Annotated in this window: 22 protein-coding genes; 5 read left to right on the top strand and 17 right to left on the bottom strand. The window is 67.8% G+C overall.

Annotated features, from left to right (window positions below):
* Positions 1–21: 21 nt before the first annotated feature.
* From NMI01S_RS14415 to NMI01S_RS14385, 8 genes are all read right to left on the bottom strand, one after another.
* The gene (locus NMI01S_RS14415) at positions 22–534 is read right to left on the bottom strand and encodes a winged helix-turn-helix transcriptional regulator (RefSeq protein ID WP_245716862.1); all 513 of its coding nucleotides are present in this window, start codon (positions 532–534) and stop codon (positions 22–24) included.
* Positions 535–628: 94 nt separating this feature from the next.
* Positions 629–2,302, bottom strand: coding sequence for a VWA domain-containing protein (locus NMI01S_RS14410; protein ID WP_218021015.1), 1,674 nt, complete (start codon positions 2,300–2,302; stop codon positions 629–631).
* A gap of 105 nt (positions 2,303–2,407) precedes the next feature.
* Positions 2,408–2,668, bottom strand: a complete 261-nt coding sequence (locus tag NMI01S_RS14405; RefSeq protein ID WP_062997398.1) for a WhiB family transcriptional regulator — start codon at positions 2,666–2,668, stop codon at positions 2,408–2,410.
* A 34-nt stretch (positions 2,669–2,702) separates the two neighbouring features.
* Positions 2,703–3,272 carry an HNH endonuclease gene (locus tag NMI01S_RS14400; RefSeq protein ID WP_062997396.1) on the bottom strand — a complete coding sequence of 190 codons (570 nt, stop codon included), beginning with the start codon at positions 3,270–3,272 and terminating at the stop codon, positions 2,703–2,705.
* 52 nt (positions 3,273–3,324) lie between these two features.
* On the bottom strand, positions 3,325–3,456 hold the full coding sequence (locus NMI01S_RS36270) for a hypothetical protein (RefSeq protein WP_281186708.1): 132 nt from the start codon (positions 3,454–3,456) through the stop codon (positions 3,325–3,327).
* Between the two features lie 223 nt (positions 3,457–3,679).
* A complete protein-coding gene (locus NMI01S_RS14395) occupies positions 3,680–4,435 on the bottom strand; it encodes an NAD(P)H-dependent oxidoreductase (protein ID WP_062997546.1) in 756 nt (251 codons plus the stop codon).
* A gap of 165 nt (positions 4,436–4,600) precedes the next feature.
* A complete protein-coding gene (locus NMI01S_RS14390) occupies positions 4,601–6,784 on the bottom strand; it encodes a malate synthase G (protein WP_062997394.1) in 2,184 nt (727 codons plus the stop codon).
* A gap of 224 nt (positions 6,785–7,008) precedes the next feature.
* Positions 7,009–7,713, bottom strand: coding sequence for a class I SAM-dependent DNA methyltransferase (locus NMI01S_RS14385; RefSeq protein ID WP_062997392.1), 705 nt, complete (start codon positions 7,711–7,713; stop codon positions 7,009–7,011).
* A gap of 361 nt (positions 7,714–8,074) precedes the next feature.
* Here NMI01S_RS14385 and NMI01S_RS34125 point away from each other — a divergent pair, with 361 nt between their 5' ends.
* Positions 8,075–8,602 carry a hypothetical protein gene (locus NMI01S_RS34125; RefSeq protein ID WP_157126174.1) on the top strand — a complete coding sequence of 176 codons (528 nt, stop codon included), beginning with the start codon at positions 8,075–8,077 and terminating at the stop codon, positions 8,600–8,602.
* A 217-nt stretch (positions 8,603–8,819) separates the two neighbouring features.
* Here the strand turns inward: NMI01S_RS34125 and NMI01S_RS14375 are convergent, their stop codons facing one another.
* Positions 8,820–9,836 (bottom strand): hypothetical protein, encoded by a 1,017-nt coding sequence (locus NMI01S_RS14375; protein ID WP_062997388.1) that lies wholly within the window; start codon positions 9,834–9,836, stop codon positions 8,820–8,822.
* A gap of 97 nt (positions 9,837–9,933) precedes the next feature.
* Between NMI01S_RS14375 and NMI01S_RS14370 the strand changes: the two genes are divergently transcribed.
* Positions 9,934–10,530 (top strand): TetR/AcrR family transcriptional regulator, encoded by a 597-nt coding sequence (locus NMI01S_RS14370; RefSeq protein WP_062997386.1) that lies wholly within the window; start codon positions 9,934–9,936, stop codon positions 10,528–10,530.
* Between the two features lie 27 nt (positions 10,531–10,557).
* On the opposite strand, the gene NMI01S_RS14365 is transcribed toward NMI01S_RS14370, so the two are convergent.
* The 3 genes from NMI01S_RS14365 to NMI01S_RS14355 form a co-directional block, all read right to left on the bottom strand.
* Positions 10,558–11,271 carry a hotdog fold domain-containing protein gene (locus NMI01S_RS14365; protein WP_062997384.1) on the bottom strand — a complete coding sequence of 238 codons (714 nt, stop codon included), beginning with the start codon at positions 11,269–11,271 and terminating at the stop codon, positions 10,558–10,560.
* A gap of 168 nt (positions 11,272–11,439) precedes the next feature.
* Positions 11,440–12,087 (bottom strand): DUF305 domain-containing protein, encoded by a 648-nt coding sequence (locus NMI01S_RS14360; protein ID WP_062997382.1) that lies wholly within the window; start codon positions 12,085–12,087, stop codon positions 11,440–11,442.
* The gene (locus NMI01S_RS14355; protein WP_062997380.1) at positions 12,088–13,665 is read right to left on the bottom strand and encodes an LVIVD repeat-containing protein; all 1,578 of its coding nucleotides are present in this window, start codon (positions 13,663–13,665) and stop codon (positions 12,088–12,090) included.
* Between the two features lie 256 nt (positions 13,666–13,921).
* Between NMI01S_RS14355 and NMI01S_RS14350 the strand changes: the two genes are divergently transcribed.
* Both NMI01S_RS14350 and NMI01S_RS14345 read left to right on the top strand, forming a co-directional pair.
* Complete coding sequence (locus NMI01S_RS14350) at positions 13,922–14,296, top strand: DUF8021 domain-containing protein (protein ID WP_245716861.1); 375 nt, start codon at positions 13,922–13,924, stop codon at positions 14,294–14,296.
* Positions 14,297–14,353: 57 nt separating this feature from the next.
* Positions 14,354–14,827, top strand: a complete 474-nt coding sequence (locus NMI01S_RS14345; protein WP_062997375.1) for a nuclear transport factor 2 family protein — start codon at positions 14,354–14,356, stop codon at positions 14,825–14,827.
* Between the two features lie 16 nt (positions 14,828–14,843).
* Here NMI01S_RS14345 and NMI01S_RS14340 read toward each other — a convergent pair whose 3' ends face one another.
* The 4 genes from NMI01S_RS14340 to NMI01S_RS14325 all read right to left on the bottom strand — a co-directional run bounded on the left by NMI01S_RS14340 (position 14,844) and on the right by NMI01S_RS14325 (position 19,961).
* Positions 14,844–15,746, bottom strand: a complete 903-nt coding sequence (locus tag NMI01S_RS14340) for a 3-methyladenine DNA glycosylase (RefSeq protein ID WP_245716860.1) — start codon at positions 15,744–15,746, stop codon at positions 14,844–14,846.
* Entirely contained in the window at positions 15,743–16,807 is a 1,065-nt protein-coding gene (locus tag NMI01S_RS14335) for a hemolysin family protein (protein ID WP_062997373.1), read from the bottom strand. Before NMI01S_RS14335 ends, NMI01S_RS14340 begins: the two co-directional genes overlap by 4 nt.
* Positions 16,800–18,182, bottom strand: a complete 1,383-nt coding sequence (locus tag NMI01S_RS14330) for a hemolysin family protein (protein ID WP_062997542.1) — start codon at positions 18,180–18,182, stop codon at positions 16,800–16,802. Before NMI01S_RS14330 ends, NMI01S_RS14335 begins: the two co-directional genes overlap by 8 nt.
* A 342-nt stretch (positions 18,183–18,524) precedes the next feature.
* Positions 18,525–19,961: a GuaB1 family IMP dehydrogenase-related protein gene (locus NMI01S_RS14325; RefSeq protein WP_062997540.1), complete on the bottom strand. Its 1,437-nt coding sequence runs from the start codon at positions 19,959–19,961 to the stop codon at positions 18,525–18,527.
* Between the two features lie 68 nt (positions 19,962–20,029).
* Here NMI01S_RS14325 and NMI01S_RS14320 point away from each other — a divergent pair, with 68 nt between their 5' ends.
* Entirely contained in the window at positions 20,030–20,488 is a 459-nt protein-coding gene (locus tag NMI01S_RS14320; RefSeq protein WP_062997371.1) for a PPOX class F420-dependent oxidoreductase, read from the top strand.
* Here the strand turns inward: NMI01S_RS14320 and NMI01S_RS14315 are convergent.
* Positions 20,485–21,021: a DnaJ family domain-containing protein gene (locus tag NMI01S_RS14315; RefSeq protein WP_063920735.1), complete on the bottom strand. Its 537-nt coding sequence runs from the start codon at positions 21,019–21,021 to the stop codon at positions 20,485–20,487. The two genes, NMI01S_RS14320 and NMI01S_RS14315, sit on opposite strands and share 4 nt — an antisense overlap.
* Positions 21,022–21,051 lie beyond the last annotated feature (30 nt).

Raw genomic sequence — 21,051 nt, 5'->3', positions numbered from 1 at the left:
TACGGGCCCGAGCGCAGACGGTTACTTTCCGGCGGCGACCGCCTGCGCGTACGCCTCGGCGAGGCGTTCGGTGGCGGTCGGCCGGCCGGTGTCCCGGCGTGCGATGCCGAGATGGCGTTCGCGCAGTTCGTCCATGAATTCCGCCCACAGCTCCGGGCCGCCCGCCTCGAGCAGTTCCGCGCGGACCCGCAGTTCGTGGGTTGTCGGACGGTGTCGCAGCCCCCAGGAGGCCAGGGCGACCAGGACGGGAACGAGCTGGATGGCGGGTTCGGTGAGGCTGTAGGTGGCACGCTGACCGCGGCGGACCTCGTCGCGGGTCAGCAGTCCGGCGTCGACGAGGGTTTTGAGCCGGTCGGCGAGGATGTTGGAGGCGATGCCCTCTTCCGACTGTGATTGCAGCTGCCGGAAATGGCGGCGGTCGCCGAACATGATGTCGCGCAGGACCAGCATCGTCCACCGATCGCCGACCACCTCGATGGCGGCGTTGATCGGGCAGCCCGACCGCTGTTGCGCCGGCAGCTGTACTTCGGACACCGCACCTCCATCGTCAACTGCTTGCATCCTACTAGCACTAGCGGCTGTCGCCCCCAAGCGCTAGTGAGTGGCAAGCACTCGACGCGCGGGAGCCCTACGGCGTGGTCAGCGCGTGGTTGACGGCGGTGCCGAAGGTCATGTCGTCGGAGGTGGTGACCTTGGTATAGGTGCCGCCGGTCTTCTGGGCCAGATTCTGCAGGGTCTGCGCGCCCTGGCCGCCGATGACGATCACGTCCACCCGCACCGGATGCGCGGCGTCGGTGGCGCCGGTGATTTCGGAGATCAGCTGATCCCCGGTCACCGAGGAATTGTCGTTGGGGCCGCCGGTGATGAGCAGAACCGAGTTCGTCTTACCCGAGGAGTAGTTCTTCACCGCACTGCGATAGGCGGCCTCGAGCGAGGGGTAGGTGCGGTCGGTAGTCGAACCGGCGAGTGTGACATTGCCCAGGGCCGTGGACAATTCGGCGCGATGCTGCGACGTGAGGGCCTGGGTGGGAGCGACCATCCGGTAGGGGTTGCCGTCGGTCAGCTGGTTGGCGTAGATCCAGGCGCCGGCGCCGAAATCCGGAGGCATGGTGTCCAGGGTCGACTGCACCGCGGCGAGCGCGTTGTTCAATCGCGACATCGAGCCGTCGTTGGCGGCCATCGACGCCGAGGTGTCGATGAGAATCGTGGCCTGCACGCCCAGCACCGGGTGGGCGAGGACCGACTGCACGCGATCGAGAACCGATTTCGCCGGCGCCGCGACGGGTGTGGCGGCCGCCGCGCCGAAACCGTTGTCGGTGAACAGTTTCTGTTGGTCGGGCGCGCGCAGGTAGTCGGCGAACATGCCGGCGACAAGGTTCTGGGTCTTGTCCACCCAGCTTCCGGTGAGCATCGCCGCGGGGTGATCGGCGACCGGCGCGGCGCCGGTCGGATGGAACAGTGCGACGCTCGGCCGCGTCTTGGCTTGCTGCTCGGTAACTGCTACCGCATGGATGGGGGAGCTGGGGCCCTGTGCGGAATCGGCGACCGCGGCCAGCGCGGACGCGGTGTCGCCGGATTCCGGTGCGGCGGCGGCCAATCCGGAGATGGCGGCGACGACCTGACCGGACGCGGCGGCCTCGTCGGTCAGCGGATCGGAGCCGGAGACGGCCGACCCGACCGCCACCGCGGCGGCCAGCGAATCGTCACCCGGGGGCATCGCCATCCGCAGCGGACCCCAGCCGCCGAGGCCGATATCGCCGAGCGATCCGCGCTGCAGACGCGCCAGATCAGACCAGCTGAGGTCGGCCTTCTCCATCGCCTGAGCCAGCGGGCCGGGGGCGGCCACCGCGATCGGGCTGACGGCGATCGACGCCGGCGTGCCCTGGACCAGTCCCGGCACCCGCATCTGCTCGACCGCGCGCGAAGAACTCGGAATCCAGAGAGCGGGTTGCGGGCCCAGCTTGGCGTCCCAGTTCGGTGCGGTGAGCCCGGTCACCATCGCGGCGCTGGTGCGTTCGGTGATGGACACCTTCGCGCAGTGGTCACGCACCTGGGGGTGCATGGCGTTGTAGCGGTCGGCGGCGGCGCGCACCGGAGCGGCGATATCGGGGTCGACGGTGACGGCGAGGGTCACCGGACCCTCGATGCACTGACCGGCCGCGCTGCGGTTCTCCGATGCCGAACGATCGCTGAGCCAGAACCAACCCGCGACCGCCGCGATCAGCAGCAGGACTGCGACCACGGTGATAACCAAACCTTTGCTGACGCCCCGTGATCCGTCCGCGCTGCGATGTGTGCCCACGATTTTCCAGTGTATGGTCACGCGAAAACCGGCGCTCGACCAGGATCGGTCGGGCGCCGGCTCGCGGATCGTGCGAGTGGCGTGGACCACTCGCACGTCGCATTGTCAGTCGCGGAGCAGCTTGCCGCGGTCGAATTCGTGACCGCCCCACACACCGGACTGGCCGGTGGTGGCCGCGAATTCCGCGCACTGCCGGCGAATGGGGCAGCCGCCGCAGATTCCGCGCGCGTAGTCGAAGTCCTGCGACGGGTACGGGAACCACGCATCGTGGTTCGGGTCACCCTTGCAGGCCGCCTGGTCCCAGCTCTGTGTATCCGAGACCGGGAGCAGATCCACCAGTGTGAGTGCCGGAGTCGTAGTTGTCATATCGGATCCCTCCTTCCTCGGGATGTGGGGGTGTTCACTGTGCGCCGGTGGCTGTTCGCTGTGCGCCGGTGGCGACGAGGTCCTTCCAGATCCGTCGCTGGCGTCGCTGCATGTCGGTGGGCGCCTTGGGTTCCCAGAGCAACCGCATCCCGGCCTCGTCCGGGGTGCGGTCGGCCTTGCGGGTGTTGCACGGTCCGCACGCCGCGATCAGGTTGTTCCAGGTGTTGGGTCCGCCACGGCTGCGCGGGCGGATGTGGTCGACGGTGCGTGCCCAGCCGGCGCAGTATCCGCACCGGTGGTCGTCGCGCCGCAATACGCCCGCGAGGGTGGCCCTGCTCTCGTCGTGTACGAGCACGCTGTGCTCGAGATAGACATAGCGCAGCAGCCGAATCGTCTGCGGCAGAGCAATTTCCAGATGCTTGGAGCGAATCGGGAAATGAGGTTGCCGCTCGGCCACGGTCTCGGCGGTCCCACTGATCACCAGCACGATCGCGCGGTCGGCGCCGATGTCGGTCAGCGCCTCGTAGGAGGCGTTGAGGACCAGTACCTGGGTGTGTATCCAGTTGTCGGGAGTAAGCGTTCTTTCGGCGTGACGAGACAGCATGGGAGTCACCATGTTTCGTGAAAGGCGGAACGAGAAGGAAGGCGAGAGCCGGTCAGGCGTGCTGGAAGAGGGGGCCGGATTCCCGGTCGGCGTGCCGCAGCATGTGCTGCGACTGCTCGAGGCCGGACGAAAGTCGCTGCCCGGCAGGACTGTTCATCTCGTCGCGCATATTCTTCGAATACATCGGCCACCTCCTCCTTCCCGTTACTCGTCGATTGGTCCCGCGGTGGGACCGGTTGATCATCGTTGTCATGGTGACACAGCGTTACCGCCGTTGTCGGGTCATTTTTTTCGCCGCCGCAGGCGATTCGAGCGGCGCGTCAACCCCCTGGTGCGGTGATTACAGCACCGGTGGTATGCGAACTATTCCCGATCTCGCGAACGGCGAGTGTGCGCTCGGGCACGTATCAGCCGGCGCGATGCAGCCCGAACCCGGTCGCGTCGCGGCCCAGGCCGTCGCGCAGTCGCAGGCTGCGGTCGTAGTCGCCACCGGCCTGGGTGCGGTAGGGGATCGGTTCGATCATCTCGATCCTATTCAGCCGTTCCCGCAGCTCAGCCGCGATATCCGCGAAGCGTTCGGAGTCGACCCGGATAGTGCCGTGGACCAGGAACGGCGGCAGCACATCCATGCCGGGGTAGTAGAGGATGCCGTGGTGGATGGGAAAGAGCAGGTCGTCGATGTGACCGTTGATGCCGCGCTCGGAGTAGGCCGGCTCGCGTCCGCCGATGGATACCACCAGCATGGCTCGACGCCCGCTCAGCGCGCCCGCGCCGTACCGGGGCAGTGCCGTGCTGCCCGAACCGTAGGCGAAGCCGTTGGTGAACACCCGGTCCACCCACCCCTTGAGGATGGCCGGCATCGAGTACCACCACAGCGGGAAGTGCATCAGCACGACGTCGGCCCAGAGCAGTTTGCCCTGTTCGGCCCTGATATCGGCTGCCAGCGTGCCGTTGGTGTACGCCTCGCCAGAAGCCTGCATGAAGGTGTCGGCATCGGTCTCGCCGAAATCGGCGGCATCGGCGTGTGCCTTCCATCCCATCGCATACAGGTCGCTGACCACCACCTCGTGACCGCTACTGCGGAGGTGTTGCACCGCAACATCTTTGAGGGCTCCGGTGAGCGAATCGGGTTCGGGATGCGCGTACACGATCAGAATCCGCATATGTGCCGACAACGGTTCGATGCCGTCACGCATTCCCGCGGCCGAACGGTCGGTGGTATCGCGGTATGTGAAACCCCGGATACGGCGCAACCCCGGTCGCCGACGACGACCGGGGTTGCGATGTCTTGCGGATTCGCCGCGACCGAGGTCGCGACGAGTCTCGGATCAGCCCTTCGCGGCGAGCGCCTTCGCCTCGCGGCGGCGGCGGTGCAGGATGGGCTCGGTGTAGCCGTTGGGCTGGCGGGTGCCCTCGAGGATCAGTTCCTTGGCGGCCTGGAAGGCGATGCTGCCGGAGAAGTCGGGAGCCATCGGCTTGTAGGCCGGGTCGCCCGCGTTCTGCCGGTCGACGACAGGCGCCATCCGCTCCAGGCTCTCCACGATCTGCTCTTGGGTGACGATGCCGTGGCGCAGCCAGTTCGCCATCAGCTGGCTCGAAATCCGCAGCGTCGCACGGTCTTCCATGAGCGCGACATCGTTGATGTCGGGCACCTTGGAGCAGCCGACGCCGTGGTCGATCCAGCGCACCACGTAGCCCAGGATGGACTGCGAGTTGTTGTCCAGCTCGTTGCGGATCTCCTCGGCCGACCAGTTGGTGTCGGTGGCGAGGGGGATCTCCAGGATCTGGTCGACGGTGGCGCGGGGGCCGCCCTTGGCGATCTCGGCCTGCCGCTTGAACACGTCCACCAGGTGGTAGTGGGTGGCGTGCAGGGTGGCGGCGGTCGGGGAGGGAACCCAGGCGGTGGTGGCGCCGGCGCGCGGGTGGCCGATCTTCTGCTCGAGCATGTCGTGCATCAGGTCCGGCATGGCCCACATGCCCTTACCGATCTGCGCCTTGTGCGGCAGACCGTCGGCCAGGCCGTTGTCGACGTTCCAGTCCTCGTAGGCGAGGATCCACTGCTGCTTCTTCATCTCGGCCTTGCGGATCATCGCGCCGGCCTCCATGGAGGTGTGGATCTCGTCGCCGGTGCGGTCCAGGAAGCCGGTGTTGATGAAGACCACGCGGTCCTTCGCGGCCGCGATGCACGCCGCGAGGTTGACCGTGGTGCGGCGCTCCTCGTCCATGATGCCGACCTTGAGGGTGTTGCGGGCCAGGCCCAGCACATCCTCGACACGGCTGAACAGCTCATTGGCGAAGGCGACCTCGTCGGGACCGTGCATCTTCGGCTTCACGATGTAGACCGAGCCGGTGCGCGAGTTGCTGACCTTGGCGTTGCCGTTGAGCGAGTGCACCGCGATCAGCGAGGTGATCAGGCCGTCCAGGATGCCCTCGGGAACCTCGTTGCCCTCGGCGTCGAGGATCGCGTCGGAGGTCATCAGGTGGCCCACGTTGCGCACGAACAGCAGCGAACGGCCGTGCAGCGTCACGTCGTTGCCGTCGAGGCCGGTGTAGACGCGGTCGGGGTTCATGGTGCGGGTGAAGGTCTTGCCGCCCTTGCTGACCTCTTCGGCCAGATCACCCTTCATCAGGCCCAGCCAGTTGTGGTAGCAGAGCACCTTGTCCTCGGCGTCGACCGCGGCGACCGAGTCCTCGAAGTCCATGATGGTGGTGACCGCGGACTCGAGCACCACGTCCTTGACACCCGCGTCGTCGGTCTTGCCGATCGGCGATTCCGGGTCGATCTGGATGTCGATGTGCAAACCGTTGTGGCGCAGCAGGATTGAGCTCGGCGCGGACGGATCGCCCAGGTAGCCCACCAGAGCCGAGGAATCGGCCAGGCCGATGTCGGTGCCGTCCTCGAGGGTGACCTCGAGTTCACCGTCGACGATCTTGTAGGCCTTCGAGCCGACGTGCGAACCGGTGATCAGCGGCACGGCGTCGTCGAGGAAGTTGCGCGCCCACTCGATGACCTTGTCGCCGCGGACCTTGTTGTAGCCGGTGCCCTTCTCCGCGCCGTTGGCTTCGGAGATGGCGTCGGTGCCGTAGAGCGCGTCGTAGAGCGAGCCCCAGCGCGCGTTGGCGGCGTTGATGGCGAAACGCGCGTTGCTCACGGGCACGACCAGCTGCGGGCCGGCGGTGGTGGCGATCTCGTCGTCGACGTTCCGGGTGTCGATGGCGAAGGGGGCGGGCTGCTCGCGCAGGTAGCCGATCTCGGTGAGGAACTGCTTGTATGCGGCCTTGTCGTAGCCGGCGCCGGGGTTCTCGGCGTGCCAGGCGTCCAGCTTGCCCTGGATCTCGTCGCGTTCGGCCAGCAGGGCGCGGTTGCGGGGAGCGAGATCGTTGATGACGCTCTCCGCACCGGTCCAGAACGCGGCGGAATCTACGCCGGAGCCGGGGAGCGCCTCGTTCTCCACGAAATCGTGAAGAACCTTGGCCACCTGGAGCCCGCCGACCTGAATCCGCTCTGTCATCTACTGCCTCATTTCGAGAAAGCCGGATGGAAAAAGTACGCCTGTCATGTTACCCGTGGGTAGTTGCGCGGTCGCGGTCGGCATCGATTGAGCAGGGCCGATTGTATCGTGGGCCACAACTGCGGTCGGGTGCCCCGGGGTCGTCTCCGGCCCGGAAGTTCGTCAGTGCCGCGAGGCGTCGACGACCGGCGATCCGGGATGCCGGTAGCCGTGCAGCGGATTGGTCACACTGCGGGGAGCGTCCAGGCCAGCGCCATGCTGAACGGATGTCCGAGCAGATCCTTCCATTTCGGCTTGGCCGCGAGCCAGGCCTCCTCGACCAGCGCCTCGGCGGCCTCCTCCAGCCGCCAGCCCGCGTCGTTCCCGGCGGTGACGTGCTCGCTGAACATGTGCAGGTGGGTGTCGATCGCCAGCGGTTCACCCGACTCGCCGGTGTAGTGCGTGGGCATTCCGGTCACCATGAGGAACTGAGGGTGGTAGCTGACCAGGACGAAGGCGCCGCCGGGCGCTGTCAGCCGCCGGGCTTCGGCGTAGAGCGGGGTGAGGTCGGGGAGATGCTCATCGATGAGGGAGCAGATCACCAGATCGTAAGTGCCGCCGGGCAATCCGCTGTCACGCACGTCGGCATGGGTGAGTGTGGTGTGTGCCCCGCGGTCGCGTGCCACGCTGAGCATCCCCTCGCTCAGATCCACCCCATCGATGTGCGCGACTCCCCGCTCACGCAACCAGTGGCCGGTGCGGCCGGTACCGCAGCCCAGGTCGGCCGCGCGGCGCACGCGCTCCCAGTCCGGTCGGCGCAGCCGGTTCAGCAGTGCCAGATCCATGTCGTCCATGACGGTCTGGTCATAGGTCGGGGCCCATCCGTTGTATCCGATGGCGACGTCGACGGTGCGGTATTTACGGCGATCGAAGTCCGCGAAGGTCGGCATAACGCCAGTATCGTCTCTCCGGCAAGCGCCTTTTCGACCTGGATTTCGCTCCACCACGGGGGGCTGACGCCGAGCTGGGCCGAGCGCTTGGACCCGTGTCGCTCATCTCCGCCCTGAGCCGGGCGCCGAGACGTTTCACCTTCACGACTTCTCAGACGTGGCGACACATAGCGGAACGCTGAGAGCGGTCTTCCTAGGCTGTTGTCCCACTGTGATTCCCTGTGCCGGGTCTGGAGAGAAGGTGTCTTGTGCACTCTGACGTAGTGCGGCTGAGCGCGGTCATGCTCTCGCCCGCGGGGGCCGGTGATCGCCCCGCTCTGAGCACGACTCGAGAAAGCGATGGGGATCGGGCGGTGATGTGGTGAGTCTGCGAGAACTGGAGGAGGCCGTTCCAGCCCTGCTGGACATTCGGTCCGTCGAGCGTCGGAGCATCGACTGGGCGTTCATCCGACGCGAGATTGGTGTCGTCCTGCCTCCGGACTTCGTCGCCCTCGCGGAGGCATATCCGCCTTTCACGGTGGACGATTTCTTGGGGCTGCATCTGCCGTCCCCAGGTAAGGAGAAGAATTTCGTCAGGGGCGCGCGGGCGATGCTGGGTGACTTGGCGGAGCTTCGTGATACCGGGATGTCGCATGGCCATGTTCCGTTCCCCGAGCCGGGCGGCCTCTTTCCCTGGGGTGATTCCTGCGAGGGTGATGTCTTCCATTGGAAGACATCCGCAGCAGACAGTGCGTCGTGGTCGGTTCTGGTCAGTGGTCACAACGACGATTGGTGCGGATATGCGGGAGACCTGACCTCTTATCTCGCGGGGTTGGTGCGCGGGACTGTTCCGCCGGATGGTTTGCCGCCGGACTTCCCGGGTCGGACGCCGGTCATCGAAGCCAGGTGACGTGCGACCTCCCGGCTCGGCGCACTCGGCAGGGCCAGCCGTTCAGCGTGAACCTATAGTGGCGCAACGAAATTCAGTCCGACAGCCAACGCCCGCCAACGGAACTGACATCGAAGTGCGGTCTGCTCGCTGACATTTCCGTGCGGCCTCGTATTCCGGAGCGGAAGCGCCGCACAAGCAACCGATGTCAACGGGCCGGGTTGGCGAGTGGGGACAATCACGCCGTCGGGGCGAGCTGTGCGGGTGCGGGGTCGTGCGCCTGATCGGGTAGGTGGCGGGTGCGCCAGGGGAGAGTCGCCAGCAACAGCCCGCCCACCGCCCAGCAGCTCAGCACCACCAGCGCCGCTGCCGAGCCGGAGCCGCTGAAATAGGCGGTCGAGCGCAGCGCGGTAGCCGCCGCGCCGGGTGGGAGCAGGGTCCCGAGGGTGCCCCACCCGGTGGGCAGTAGTTCCGGTGCGGACATGGCACCGGAAAGCGGAATGCCCAGTGCGACAAAGGTTGCCGCGCCCACTCCCAGTCCGGCGATGCCGATGGCGGCGCGCAGGCCGAGTAGTGTCAGGGCGGTCGCGCCGATCGCCAGGGCGATCACTCCGGCGTTGGCGAGGTAGTTCCCGGTCAGCACGTCGAGCCAGGTTTGCAGGACGGCGGTGACCGCGAATCCGGCGATGAGTGCGACGGCCACGGCCGCACCGATCCGCGTGGCGCGGCGCAGTGTCAGCAGGGAAAGGGCGACGCCGGTCAGCAGGCCGCCGATGACCATCGGAACCAGGGTGAGGCCGAAGACCGCGCCGCGCGGGTCGGCGGCAGGTGCCGCGACTACGTCGGTGATTACCGGTGTCTGCGAAAGCGGTTGCGGCGCAGGGGTTTGCACCCGTTGGCTCATGCTCCGGGCGGCCTCGCTCAGGGCCTGGGCGACCGCGGGACCGGCTGCGGAGGCCGTCAGCACCTCCGGCCCGTTCGCGCCGATCACGATGGCGCCGTAGATGTCGCGATCCTCGATGGCCTGAACGGCCGCGGGGCGGTCGGGATACGTCGTGGCGTCGATCGCCGAGTCGCCGAGGGCGCCGAGCCCCTGGCGTACCTGTTCGACGGCGGGCGCCGGGCCGGCCACGCCGACCGGGAGATGGCGTGGGGCCAGGTTGCTGGTCGGCCACGCGAAGGCGGTGACCAGCACGGTGATGAGGGCGGACAGGGCCAGAACCGGTCCGAGAACGGTGACGGGCAACGGTCGCATCGCAACTCCAAAGAGAAGGAACGTTCCTTTTGTGGTTCGAGCATGCGCCGGGCGCGGGGAGATTGTCAAGAACGAACGTTCTTTTTATGATGCGGTGATGCCGCGACTGACCGAAGAGCGTCGTAACGCCCGGCGCGACCAGCTCATCGCCGCCGCCGTGCGGTGTGTGGCCCGCGAGGGATTCCACAAGACGACGATGTCCGCGGTCATCGCCGAATCGGGGATGTCGGCCGGCGCGGTCTACGGCTACTTCGCATCCAAGAACGACATCATCCGCGCGATCGCCGATTCCGTGCTCGGCCGGATGACCGCGAATCTGGCGCGGCTCACCGAAGGAGAAACGCCGGTGGCGCCGATCGACGCGCTGGAGTCGGTTCTCGGGCAGATAGCGGATCTGGCGCGCGGCGGTGATATTCCGCGCGTCGCGGTGCAGGCGTGGGCGGAGGCGGGGCGGGACGAGGCGGTTGCCGGGATCGTCCGCGAACGGCTGACGCAAGTCCGGGCCGCCTGGCGGGAGCTGCTCCTGCGTGCCCGCGAGGCCGGATTACTCTCCGCGGCAACCGATATCGATGCGCTGGCCCAGATCATGCTCGGCGCGATGATGGGGTTCCTGCAGCAGTACCTGCTCATGGGCGACGTCCGCCCGGATTCCTACGCTGCCGCCTACCGCAGTCTGGCGGGCGCCCGAGAGTAGGCGAACGAACGCGAGGCGGAGGAAAAGCTACTGCCGGGGCTCGATCCACAGGGCTTCGGCCAGGACGCGCAGATCGCCCTTCGGGGTGGAAATGGCTACGCCGACAGTGTGTTTGCGCCCGGAGGCGGCGATCGGCCAGGCCCACACCAGGTACTTTTCCCCGGCGCGCACCGGCCCGATGCGGCGGGTGGTGAGCGCGGCCGTGACGCCGCCGGGCCGCATTCCGGACAGTTCGATGGCTGCCCATCCGCCGGGACAGTCGACGGCCGACCAGACGTTCTCCGTGGTCAGATGTCCGCCGGGCCCGGCCAATTCGGCATCGGGCACCCAGGCGGCCGCGACGAGGTCCTGGTCGCGCAGCCGCCACGGATACAGGCGCAGCCCCCGCCCCGGCGAATTCGCGGTGCCGCAGCCGTAGCAGTCGGGTATGGGACGGCCCGCGTCGAACGAATCTCGAGACGCGACAACCGCCTGTTCCCAGCTGGGTGGGGGTGTGACGGCCAATTCCACCGAGCCCGGGCTCGCCTCGGCGAGGACCGTGCCGCCGGAATCGGTAAGCACACTGCCCGATTCGGAATCGGTGATCAGGACCGGCGTCCGTACCGGCACACCGCGCCGGAAGTCGACGCGCACCTCACCGCCGACCCGATCGGCGAGCATGCCTGCCACGTAGCCGCCGAACGCCAGATCCGGATAGCCGTGGACATGGGGAGGAATGGTGATCGCCGTACCGACAGTCATCCGCGTTCGAACCTCTCGATCGTGTGCCGACGCAGCGACCATAGCGGTACCCACCGACATCGAGGCGCCGGCCGAACATTTGCGCCGACGGAGCGGCCCTCTTGCAGAGGGGAAACCGGTGGTCACCGCCGTTGTGTGCCACTACCACGGCGTACACCGCGGATCGTGCTACGGCAGTGGTTGTGCCCCACGCTGGTTCAGCATCAGCGCGATCAACCCGGTCTCCTGACTCTGGGCGACGAGCATGGCCCGGGCCTGTTCCTTCACCGGCCCGGAGGCGATCTGCTGATCGGCGGCGCGAGCCATCGCGATACCACCCTGGTGGTGGCGGTACATCAATTGCAGGAACAGGACTTCCGCATCGCGTCCGCGAGCGGCCGAGAGCTGATCGAGTTCGGCCATGGTCGCCATCCCCGGCATGCCGGGCGAGACGGCAGCAGACGTCGTGCTCATCGAATGATGATGAGCCGCAGTCGTATCCGACGTCATCCAGGCCATCGGCCGGCCCGCTGTCGGAGCGGCGTTCGCCAGGCGCAGCCATCCGAGCATCGTGCCGATCTCCACCCGCTGTGACTGGTCGATCTGCTGCGCCAGCCGCGATACCTGGGGGTCCACCCCGGGATCCAGGCGTTGCACCATCTGGATCGCCTGCTGGTGATGAGCCGTCATATCCTGGGCGAAGCCGATTTCGGTGGCATCGAGAACCGGTGCGGCGGTGTGCTTCTCGGGCAGGACGATAGGGCGCAACGCGGCGCCGATCACCAGCAGGATCAACGCCGCCGCCGCACAGGACCCCCAGGTTGGCCACCGCGACATCTAGGACCCCACGATCGACCGCTGGTCGGCGGGTGGTGAATACACGTCGTTGTCCAGTTGCAACACCATGAAACCGTTGTCGTTGCAGGAGGTCCACAGCTGGCTGCCGTGCCATTCCGGCGGCGCGAAACACCAGTCCGAGGACACGTCACCGAAGGCCAGCATCCCGGTGCGCGGCGACAAGGCCTGAGCCGGATCGAATTTGCCGTCCAGAATGGCGCGCGCCACCGAAAAGCCTTCCAGCGCCGGCGGTCCGATCAGGGAACCCAGCGCGTGCGGGGAGTTCCACAATTGCAGATTCTGTCCGGTCCGGGCGGGGGGATTGAAATAGGCGATCTCGTGCACCCGGAACGGATCGCGCACATCGAACACCCGGATGCCGGACGATTCCCATCCGCAGGCCAGCGCCGTCGGATTCTCGGGCCGGTCGGCCGCGCAGTAGTGCGGATCATAGGAGAACACCGACCCGCCCATCGAGGACGCGAGCATGCTGTCCTGATTCTCCGGCAGATCGATCCGCAACTTGATCTTCTCGACGACCTTGGGATTGTTCTCGTCGGAGACGTCGACCAGTTTCACCCCGCCGGCTCCCGCCTCGTCGACGGTGAACAGATAGGGTTTGCCGTCGTAGCTGACCGGCACACTGTGCTGGGTCGCCCAGCCGTCGGTCCAGAACACCCGGCCGATGTGGTCGACCTGTGGATTCGGATCGCGACGCTGCACCGCGCTGATATCGAGCACGGTGAATCCGCCCAGCGCCGACAGATACATGCGGTTGCCGTCGGGACTGATGCCGAAGCCGTGCGCCTCGATGCCGGTGAGTCCCTGCCAGATCACGTGCGGATTCGCCGGATCGGTGAGGTCGACCGCGCTGACGAATCCGGGCGCGATGCCCGAGGCCCAGTAGGTGCGGCCGTCGGGGGAGAAGCCGCCCTCGTGGGTGGTGATGGGCAGGGGCATGGTCAGATCGGTGCCCGGCCCCGGGTTGAGCAACCGCGGATGCGCACAGTCGGAGATGTCGTAGACCGACAGGTAGCCGGTGCCCTCCAGGAACGGAACGCCGGTGCCCACCAGCAGTTTCCGCACGGTGTTGACCTTCAGGCTCTCCCAGGTGCCGGCCATCATCGCCGGTTCGGTGAGGGTGGTGCTCAACACCGGATGCGCCGGGTCGGAGGCATCGATCACCTGCACGCCCTGAGCGGGGCCGAGCAGATCGCCGGGGAAGAACGAGCCGGTGTAGGAGCAGTGATCGTAGGTGGTCGAGGTGATGCCGGCGCCGTGGCCGGCGTATCCGCTGACGAACGACATATTGCAGGTATAGCCCTGCGTGCTGCGGCCGGAGGCGCGGTCGGCGGCCGGCACGTCACCCTGCATACCGGTTTCGGGCCGCGAGCCCGGGCCGCAGTCGGCCGGGGGCACCGCGACCTTGCCGATATCGAGGAATTCCTGCACCTGGGTGGCGATATCGGATTGCAGATCCGCCGAGGCCCCGCCGACCGGCAGGATCGCGGCCGCGAGCACGGCCACGGCCGCGGCGATGAGTGGTTTGGGCGTGCGTCTGCCAGACCTCCGCGTCATTGCGGGACCCCCACCTTCCACAGTGAAACGGGCTGAGCGTCACCGCCGCCGAGATAATCGGTACCGCCGGTTGCGGGCAACGCATCGAAACGGTAGCTCAGCCACCTTCTCACCGGGTCGGTTTTCGGCGAATGCGGTCCGGGTGTTCCGAGCTGTTGCGCGGCAGCAACACGTGAGACAAACTCTGCGCATGGGAATGAAACACGTTGCAGTCATATCGGGTGCGGTGGCTGCCGCGTTGAACGCCGGAGTGGGAATGGCTGCGGCAGCACCGAATCCGGCCGATACGCCCCGGCAGGCCGTCGCCCGCGCATATATCGACGCGCTGGTTTCACACGATGCGAGTGCCGTGCCGTTCGCGCCGGACGCCACCCGTGTCGAAGCCGGGCTGAAAACCGGCTATTCGGGGCCGCAGCTGACTCAGGAACTGAATCACGGCGTCCAGTATTCGGTAATTCAGGACATCCGCGAACTACGAATGACCGAATGCGGTGATGTGGTGACCGCACGCTATCTGCTCGACTCCGGTGTCGCCGGCGTGCGGCTGATGACCGTCGACATCACCGAAACCTTCGTCATTCCCGACGGCACCATCCACACCATCAACGCCACCATCGACCCGGTGGTGTGACCGCGCGCGGCGCGGGATCGGAAAGCACCGGAACACAACCGGAGAGCGAGGAAAGATATGTCCGGCAACGACGAACCGCGGGAGGTCGTGCTGCGGCTGTGGGCGGCACTGGCCCGGCGCGACTGGGACGCGGTGGCCGCATCGCTCACCGAGGACTGTATCTACCTCGACGTGCCGACCGGTCCCACGCTGGCGGCGAAGGGATCCGCCGATACCGTCAAGCGCCTGCGTATCGGGCTGGCGGGGCTGGCCGAATACACCAATCACGACGGATTGCTGGTCGCCGACGGCCCGGATGTGATCTACGAGCACTCCGAAACCTGGGTGTGGCCGACCGGCGAACGCGCCGAACTGCCCTTCGTCTCGGTGCACCGCGTGCGCGACGGGCGCGTCTCGCTGTGGAAGGACTACTGGAACTTCGAGACCCTCAGCTCCGCGGCGCCGCCCACCTGGCTGGCGGACTTCGCGGCGGCGGATATGTCGTGGATCTACGACGCCACAGCGGAATTGAGTATCCGGCGCGCGAGCTGAACCGCCCACCGCGCGGTCAGGACGACGCGAGCAGGGCCCGGCAGCGGCCGAGCAGTTCGGTGCGCAGCGGCTCCGCCCGCCGGGCCAGCTCGGATTGAGCGCGGACGTATTCCGCACGGCCGCCGGGGGTTTCGATGGCGATCGGCTGATAGCCGTAGTCGGTGAGGTCGTAGGGGCTGGCGCGCATGTCGATCTCGCGGGCGGCACAGGCGAGGGCGAAACAGTCCAGCAGCAGATCCGAATCGATCAGCGGGACCAGTTTGAACGCCCACTTGTACAAATCCATGCCCGCGTGCAGGCAACCGGGCTGTTCCCGGCGGACCTGGTCCTGCCGCGTGAGTTGTTCGGTATTGCGCGGCGCGGCCTGGGGGGTGAAGAAGCGGAAGGCGTCGAAGTGCGTGCAGCGCAACGACATCGACTCGACCACGGCGTCGGTACCGGCACGTCCGAGCCGCAGCGGGACCTGCCGGTGGCGCACGTCGTCGCTGCGGTAGACCATCGCCCACTCGTGTAATCCGAAGCAGGACAGGTGCGCCGGCCGGTCCGCGGTCGCCGACAGCAGGGCGGCGACGAATTCCACGGTGTCGCGGCGGCGGTCGAGGAAGGCCGGGTCGGCGGTCCGAACCGGTCCGCCGGGCGTCTCGACCCGGTGATAGCCGCGACGCTGCGCGTATTCCTCGGCGTCGGCGAGCGCCACGCCGAAACCCGGATGCCAGCGGCGCAGCTGGGCAGGTTTGTGACCGTAATAGGTGAACAGGAAGTCGATCACGGGATGTTTGCCGCCGTGGGCGCGTTGCCGCAGGTAGGGGCCGACCATCTCGTCGACCCGTTCCCGATGCGCCTGTGCCCGGGCCCGCCATCGGTCCGGTGGCAGGACCCGAAGCCCTTGCGCCGCAGCCGGTGTCGCGTCCACGGTCATTCCGCCACCCGGTGGGTAGCATCGCGCACGGTGCCCACGAACTCTTCCACCAGATCCTCGAGCGCGACGATGCCGACGGTATTGCCGCGGGTGTCGATGACCCGGCCCAGATGGCTGTTGGTGCGGCGCAACCGTGCCAGCGCCTCGTACAGCGTGGTGCCCATGCTCAACGTCGGCAGCGGCCGGATATCGGTGCGCGGGATCGGTGTCGACGGTCCGGCCGAATCGTCGGCCACCTTGTCCAGCACGTCCTTGACGTGCAGATAGCCCACCAGCGAGCCGTCGCTTGCCCGCACCGGATAGCGGGAGAAGCCGGTCTCGGCGACCGCGGATTCGATATCGCCGAGGGTGGTGCCGTCACCGCGCAGCGGCACACACCGCGTCTTGGCCAGCGGCACCATCACATCGGCGACGATGCGGTCGGTGGTGCCCAGCGCCTGGGTGAGACGGCGGTGTTCCTCCTCGTCGATGAGACCTTCCGAGCGGGATTCGCCGATCATCTCCGCCAGCTCCACCGACGACACCGTGGCGTCGAGCTCGTCCTTGGGCTCGATGCGCAGCGCACGCAGGGTGAGATTGGCGGCCAGGTTGTACAGGCCGATCAGCGGGCGGGCCAGGCGCAACCACCACAGCATGATCGGGACCAGCAGCAGCGCCACCCGCTCCGGCCCGGCCAGGGCGATGTTCTTCGGGATCATCTCGCCCATCAGCATGTGCAGGATCACCACGAGGCCCAGGGCCAGTGCGAATCCCACCGGATGCAGCAGCTGATCCGGCACGCCGACCAGATCGAACGGGCGCTCGAGCAGATGCGCGATCGCCGGTTCGCCGATGCGGCCCAGCAGCAGCGAGCAGATGGTGATGCCCAGCTGAGCGGCGGCCAGCATCATCGACAGATGCTCGGCCGCCCGGATCACCGTGCCGGCGCCCCGCTTGCCTTGGGCGGCAAGGGTTTCCAGCCGGTCGCGGCGGGCGGAAATGAGCGCGAACTCCGCCCCGACGAAGAAGGCGTTGGCGCCGAGCAGGACGACGGTCAGCAACAGTCCGAACAGATCACCCATGGCTGAGCTCCCACGTCGTCACCGCATCGGCGTCCACCGGCTGCATCAGCACCCGGTCGATGCGTCGTCCGTCCATTCGCTCCACCCGGGCCAGCCAGCCGCCGTGGGTATGCGGTTGCATCGCGTGCCCGTTGGCCGAGCTGGGGGTGGGCAGCAGCACCTCGTCGCCGGCCACCGGAATCCGGCCCAGGGTGGTCAGGACCAGTCCGCCGAGGGTGTCGTATTCACCCTCGGGCGCGTCGTAGCCGGTGGCCCGCGACACCTCGTCGATGCGCAACAGGCCGGAACAGTTCCAGCCCAGGGCGGTGCGGCGCACGTCGAGTTCCTCCTCGTCGTGCTCGTCGCGGACGTCGCCGAGGATCTCCTCGATGATGTCCTCCATGGTCACCAGGCCCGCTGTGCCGCCGTATTCGTCGACGACCAGCGCGAGCTGCATCCCGTCGGCGCGCACCCGTTCCAGCACGGTGTCACCGTCGAGGCTGGCGGGCACGATCGGCACCGGCCGCGCGATCGAGGACAGCGCGATCGTGCCGCGCTGCCCGCCCGGATACAGGAACGCCTGTTTGACGTGCACGATGCCGAGGGTGTTGTCGAGATCGCCGTCGATGACCGGAAAACGAGACAGTCCGGTGCGGCCGGCGGCGGCGATGAGATCGGTGATGGTGTCGTTCTGATCCAGCGTTTCGATCTTCACCCGCGGCGTCATGAGGTCTTCGGCGCTGCGCTCACCGAACAGCAGCGAGCGGTCCACCACGAGGGCGGTGCGCTGATCGAGCGAGCCGCGCATGGCGGAGGTGCGCACCAGCGAACCCAATTCCTGAGGTGAGCGTGCGGACCGCAACTCCTCGGCCGGTTCGATGCCCAGCCGGCGGACCGCCCAGTTCGCGGTGCCGTTGAGCAGTTTGATCAACCAGGAGAAGACCGTGGTGAACACGATCATCGGACCGGCCGTCCACCGCGCGGTGGTCAGCGGTTTGGCGATCGCGATGTTCTTGGGGACGAGCTCGCCGTAGGTCATCGACAGCGACGTCGCCAGCACCAGCGCGATGACCAGCGAAATGCCCTGCGCGGTCCCCGGGCCGACGCCGAGTGCGGTGCAGATCGGCTCGATGAGCCGGGCCAGCACCGGTTCGGCGATATAACCGGTGACCAGGGTGGTGATGGTAATGCCGAGCTGCGAGCCCGACAGCTGGAACGACAGGGTGCGATGCGCGTGGCGAACCTGACGGGCGCGACGGTCACCCTCGCGGGCGTGCGCCTCGACGGTGCTGCGCTCGAGTGCGGTGAGCGAGAATTCGGCAGCGACGAAGATCGCCGTGCCCGCGGTGAGCGCGATGAATCCCAGCAGGCTGACGATGGTGAGCACTACGGACACGATCGGCACCGCCCACCGGGTAACGGAGGATCTGCGGAGACGGAGGCGCCGGGTTGGTCACCCGGCTCGGTAGAGGAGCCCTCCTGTGTGGCGCCCTCGGACGCGGGTGACAACTGGTTCCTTTCGCAAGTGGACGAGCCGAACAACAACGCAAAGCCGGTCGGCGGAGGTCCGCCGGTCGGCACAGCCTATGTTACCGGGATCCCCGCGGCGACCGAGCGGCACGGCGCGCCTCGAGCCCTCGGCGCGGCGGATCGAGCTCGCGGCGCCCGCGGAGACGCCCGGTGTGCGGTGGGATCTCCCCGGACCGTCCTCCGCGAGCCGCGCCGGGCGTGCGGAGCCTCACCACCCCGAGGGGAGCGGGCGTCCTTCCGCGAAACCGGCGGCCGACTGCACGCCGAGCACCGCCTTCTCGTGCAGTTCGGCGAGCGTGCGGGCCCCGGCGTAGGTGCAGGCGCTGCGCACGCCGGAGCAGATGTGGTCGATGAGGTCCTCGACGCCGGGACGTTCCGGATCCAGCCGCATCCGCGAGGAGGAGATGCCCTCTTCGAACAGCGCCTTGCGCGCGCGATCGAATCCGCTGTCGGCGGCGGTGCGGGCGGCCACGGCGCGCTTGGAGGCCATGCCGAAGCTCTCCTTGTAGGCGTTGCCGTCGCGGTCGACGCGCAGATCGCCGGGCGATTCGTAGGTGCCGGCGAACCAGGAGCCGATCATGACGTTCGACGCGCCCGCGGCCAGTGCCAGCGCCACGTCCCGGGGATGGCGGACGCCGCCGTCGGCCCAGATGTGCACGCCGAGATCCTTTGCCGCCGCGGCACATTCGGCGACCGCGGAGAACTGCGGGCGGCCGACGCCGGTCATCATGCGGGTGGTGCACATGGCGCCCGGGCCCACGCCGACCTTGACGATGTCGGCCCCGGCCTCGGCCAGGTCGCGGGTTCCGGCGGCGGACACCACATTGCCGGCCACCAGCGGCACACCCAGTTTCAGATCGGCGACCGCGCGCAACGCCTCGAGCATCTTCTCCTGATGGCCGTGGGCGGTGTCGATGACCAGAACATCGGCGCCGGCGTCGACCAGAGCCTTCGCCTTCCCCGGAATATCGCCGTTCACCCCGACCGCGGCCGCGATGCGCAGTGTGCCGTGCCGGTCCACGGCAGGGGTGTAGATACCGTCGCGGACCGCGCCGGTGCGGGTCACCACACCGGCGAGGGTGCCGTCGTCGTGGACCAGCACCGCGAGACCGGCATGGGCGGCCTCGAGCCGGTCGAAGATCTCGCGTGGCGAGGCGGTGGCGGCGGCGCTGACGAAATCGGCGTCGGCGACGGTGCGCAGCCGTGCGAACCGGTCCACATCGGCGCAGGCCGCTTCGGTGACGACACCGACCGGCTTGTCGTCCTCGACGATCACCACGGCGCGGTGGGCGCGCTTGTGGATCAGCGCCAGCGCCTCCGACACCGAATGATCCGGCCCGAGTGTGACGGGGGTATCGGCGGTGAGCGAACGGCTCTTGACGAAGGAGATGGTGTCGGCGGCCGCGGTGATCGGCAGATCCTGCGGCAGCACCACGATGCCGCCGCGGCGCGCGACCGTTTCGGCCATGCGGCGCCCGGCGACCGCGGTCATGTTCGCGACCACGATCGGGATGGTGGTGCCGGTTCCGTCGCTGGTGGACAGGTCCACATCGAACCGCGACGACACGTCGGTGCGATTGGGTACGAGGAACAGATCGTCGTAGGTGAGGTCGTACGGCGGCGTGTGTCCTGGGAGAAACTGCACTCCGGCCATTGTAGGGGAATCGATCATGGCAGGGTGGATGCGAGAGGACCGTCGAGAAAGGATCGCCCATGCCACGGATCGCGACCGCCACCGAGGTCGACCGGACCGAACTGCTCGACTTCGCTCGTGAGCGCCACCGCGGCGTCCTGGTCACCACGCGCGCCGACGGCGCCCCGCAGATGTCTCCGGTGACCTGCGGCGTCGACGACGCGGGGCGGATCGTGATCTCCACCTATCCCGGGCGGGCCAAGGCCCGCAACGTCCGGCGCGACCCGCAGGTGTCGATCTGTGTGCTGTCCGACGACTGGGACGGTCCGTACGTCCAGATCGACGGTTGCGCCGAGGTACTCGACATGCCCGAAGCGCTGGACGGACTGGTGGACTACTACCGCTGCATCGCGGGTGAGCATCCGGATTGGGACGACTATCGCGCGGCGATGGCGCGGCAGAACAAGTCGTTGATCCGAATCGAGGTGCAGCGGTGGGGGCCGGTCGCCACCGGCGGATTCCCGCCTTCGCAGGATTAGGCGGCGCCGGGGGTGTCGCGGCGGAGCAGTCGGCGCCACCACGGCGGGCGATGTCGGCCGCCGTCCCAATGGTGCGTGGAAGTTCTTGCGGGAGAGGTCTTTCCGCTTCCGGAGGTCGGCCGTTGCCGGATGCGCCGGTCGGCGCGCCAGCGTGCGACGACCTCGTCGGCTCGCGCGGGGGCGAGGCGGACGTGCGGTCCGTGTGGCATCCGGATCCATTCCACGATGCGCGCGTTGAGATCGGAGACGTAGGCGCGGACCTCGGCCTCGGAGTCCATGTCCGCGACCCGCTCGGTTAACCGCTCCAGATCGCGGCGCAGCGTCAGCGAGGTCGGCAGCAACGCCTCACCGCCGACCCCCTCGCGGCGCAGGTAGTTGTTCAGCCACCAGTTCTCGTCGTACGGCTCGCCCATGCCGGGCAGGGGTTTGCCGGTGCCTGCCAAGTTGTCGAATTCGCCGCGCTCGGCCGCCTCGCGGATCTGCTTGTCGATCCAGGATTCGAATCCCATGCGGGCCGGTTTGCGTTCGGTCATGCGTGCCTCCCCGTAGCGTCGGAGTGCTTA

The organism is Nocardia mikamii NBRC 108933, assembly GCF_001613505.1.
In the GTDB taxonomy this organism is placed as follows: Bacteria; Actinomycetota; Actinomycetes; order Mycobacteriales; family Mycobacteriaceae; genus Nocardia; species Nocardia mikamii.
Note: the sequence above shows the minus strand (reverse complement) of the source record. Positions and strands in the feature narration are given on the sequence as shown.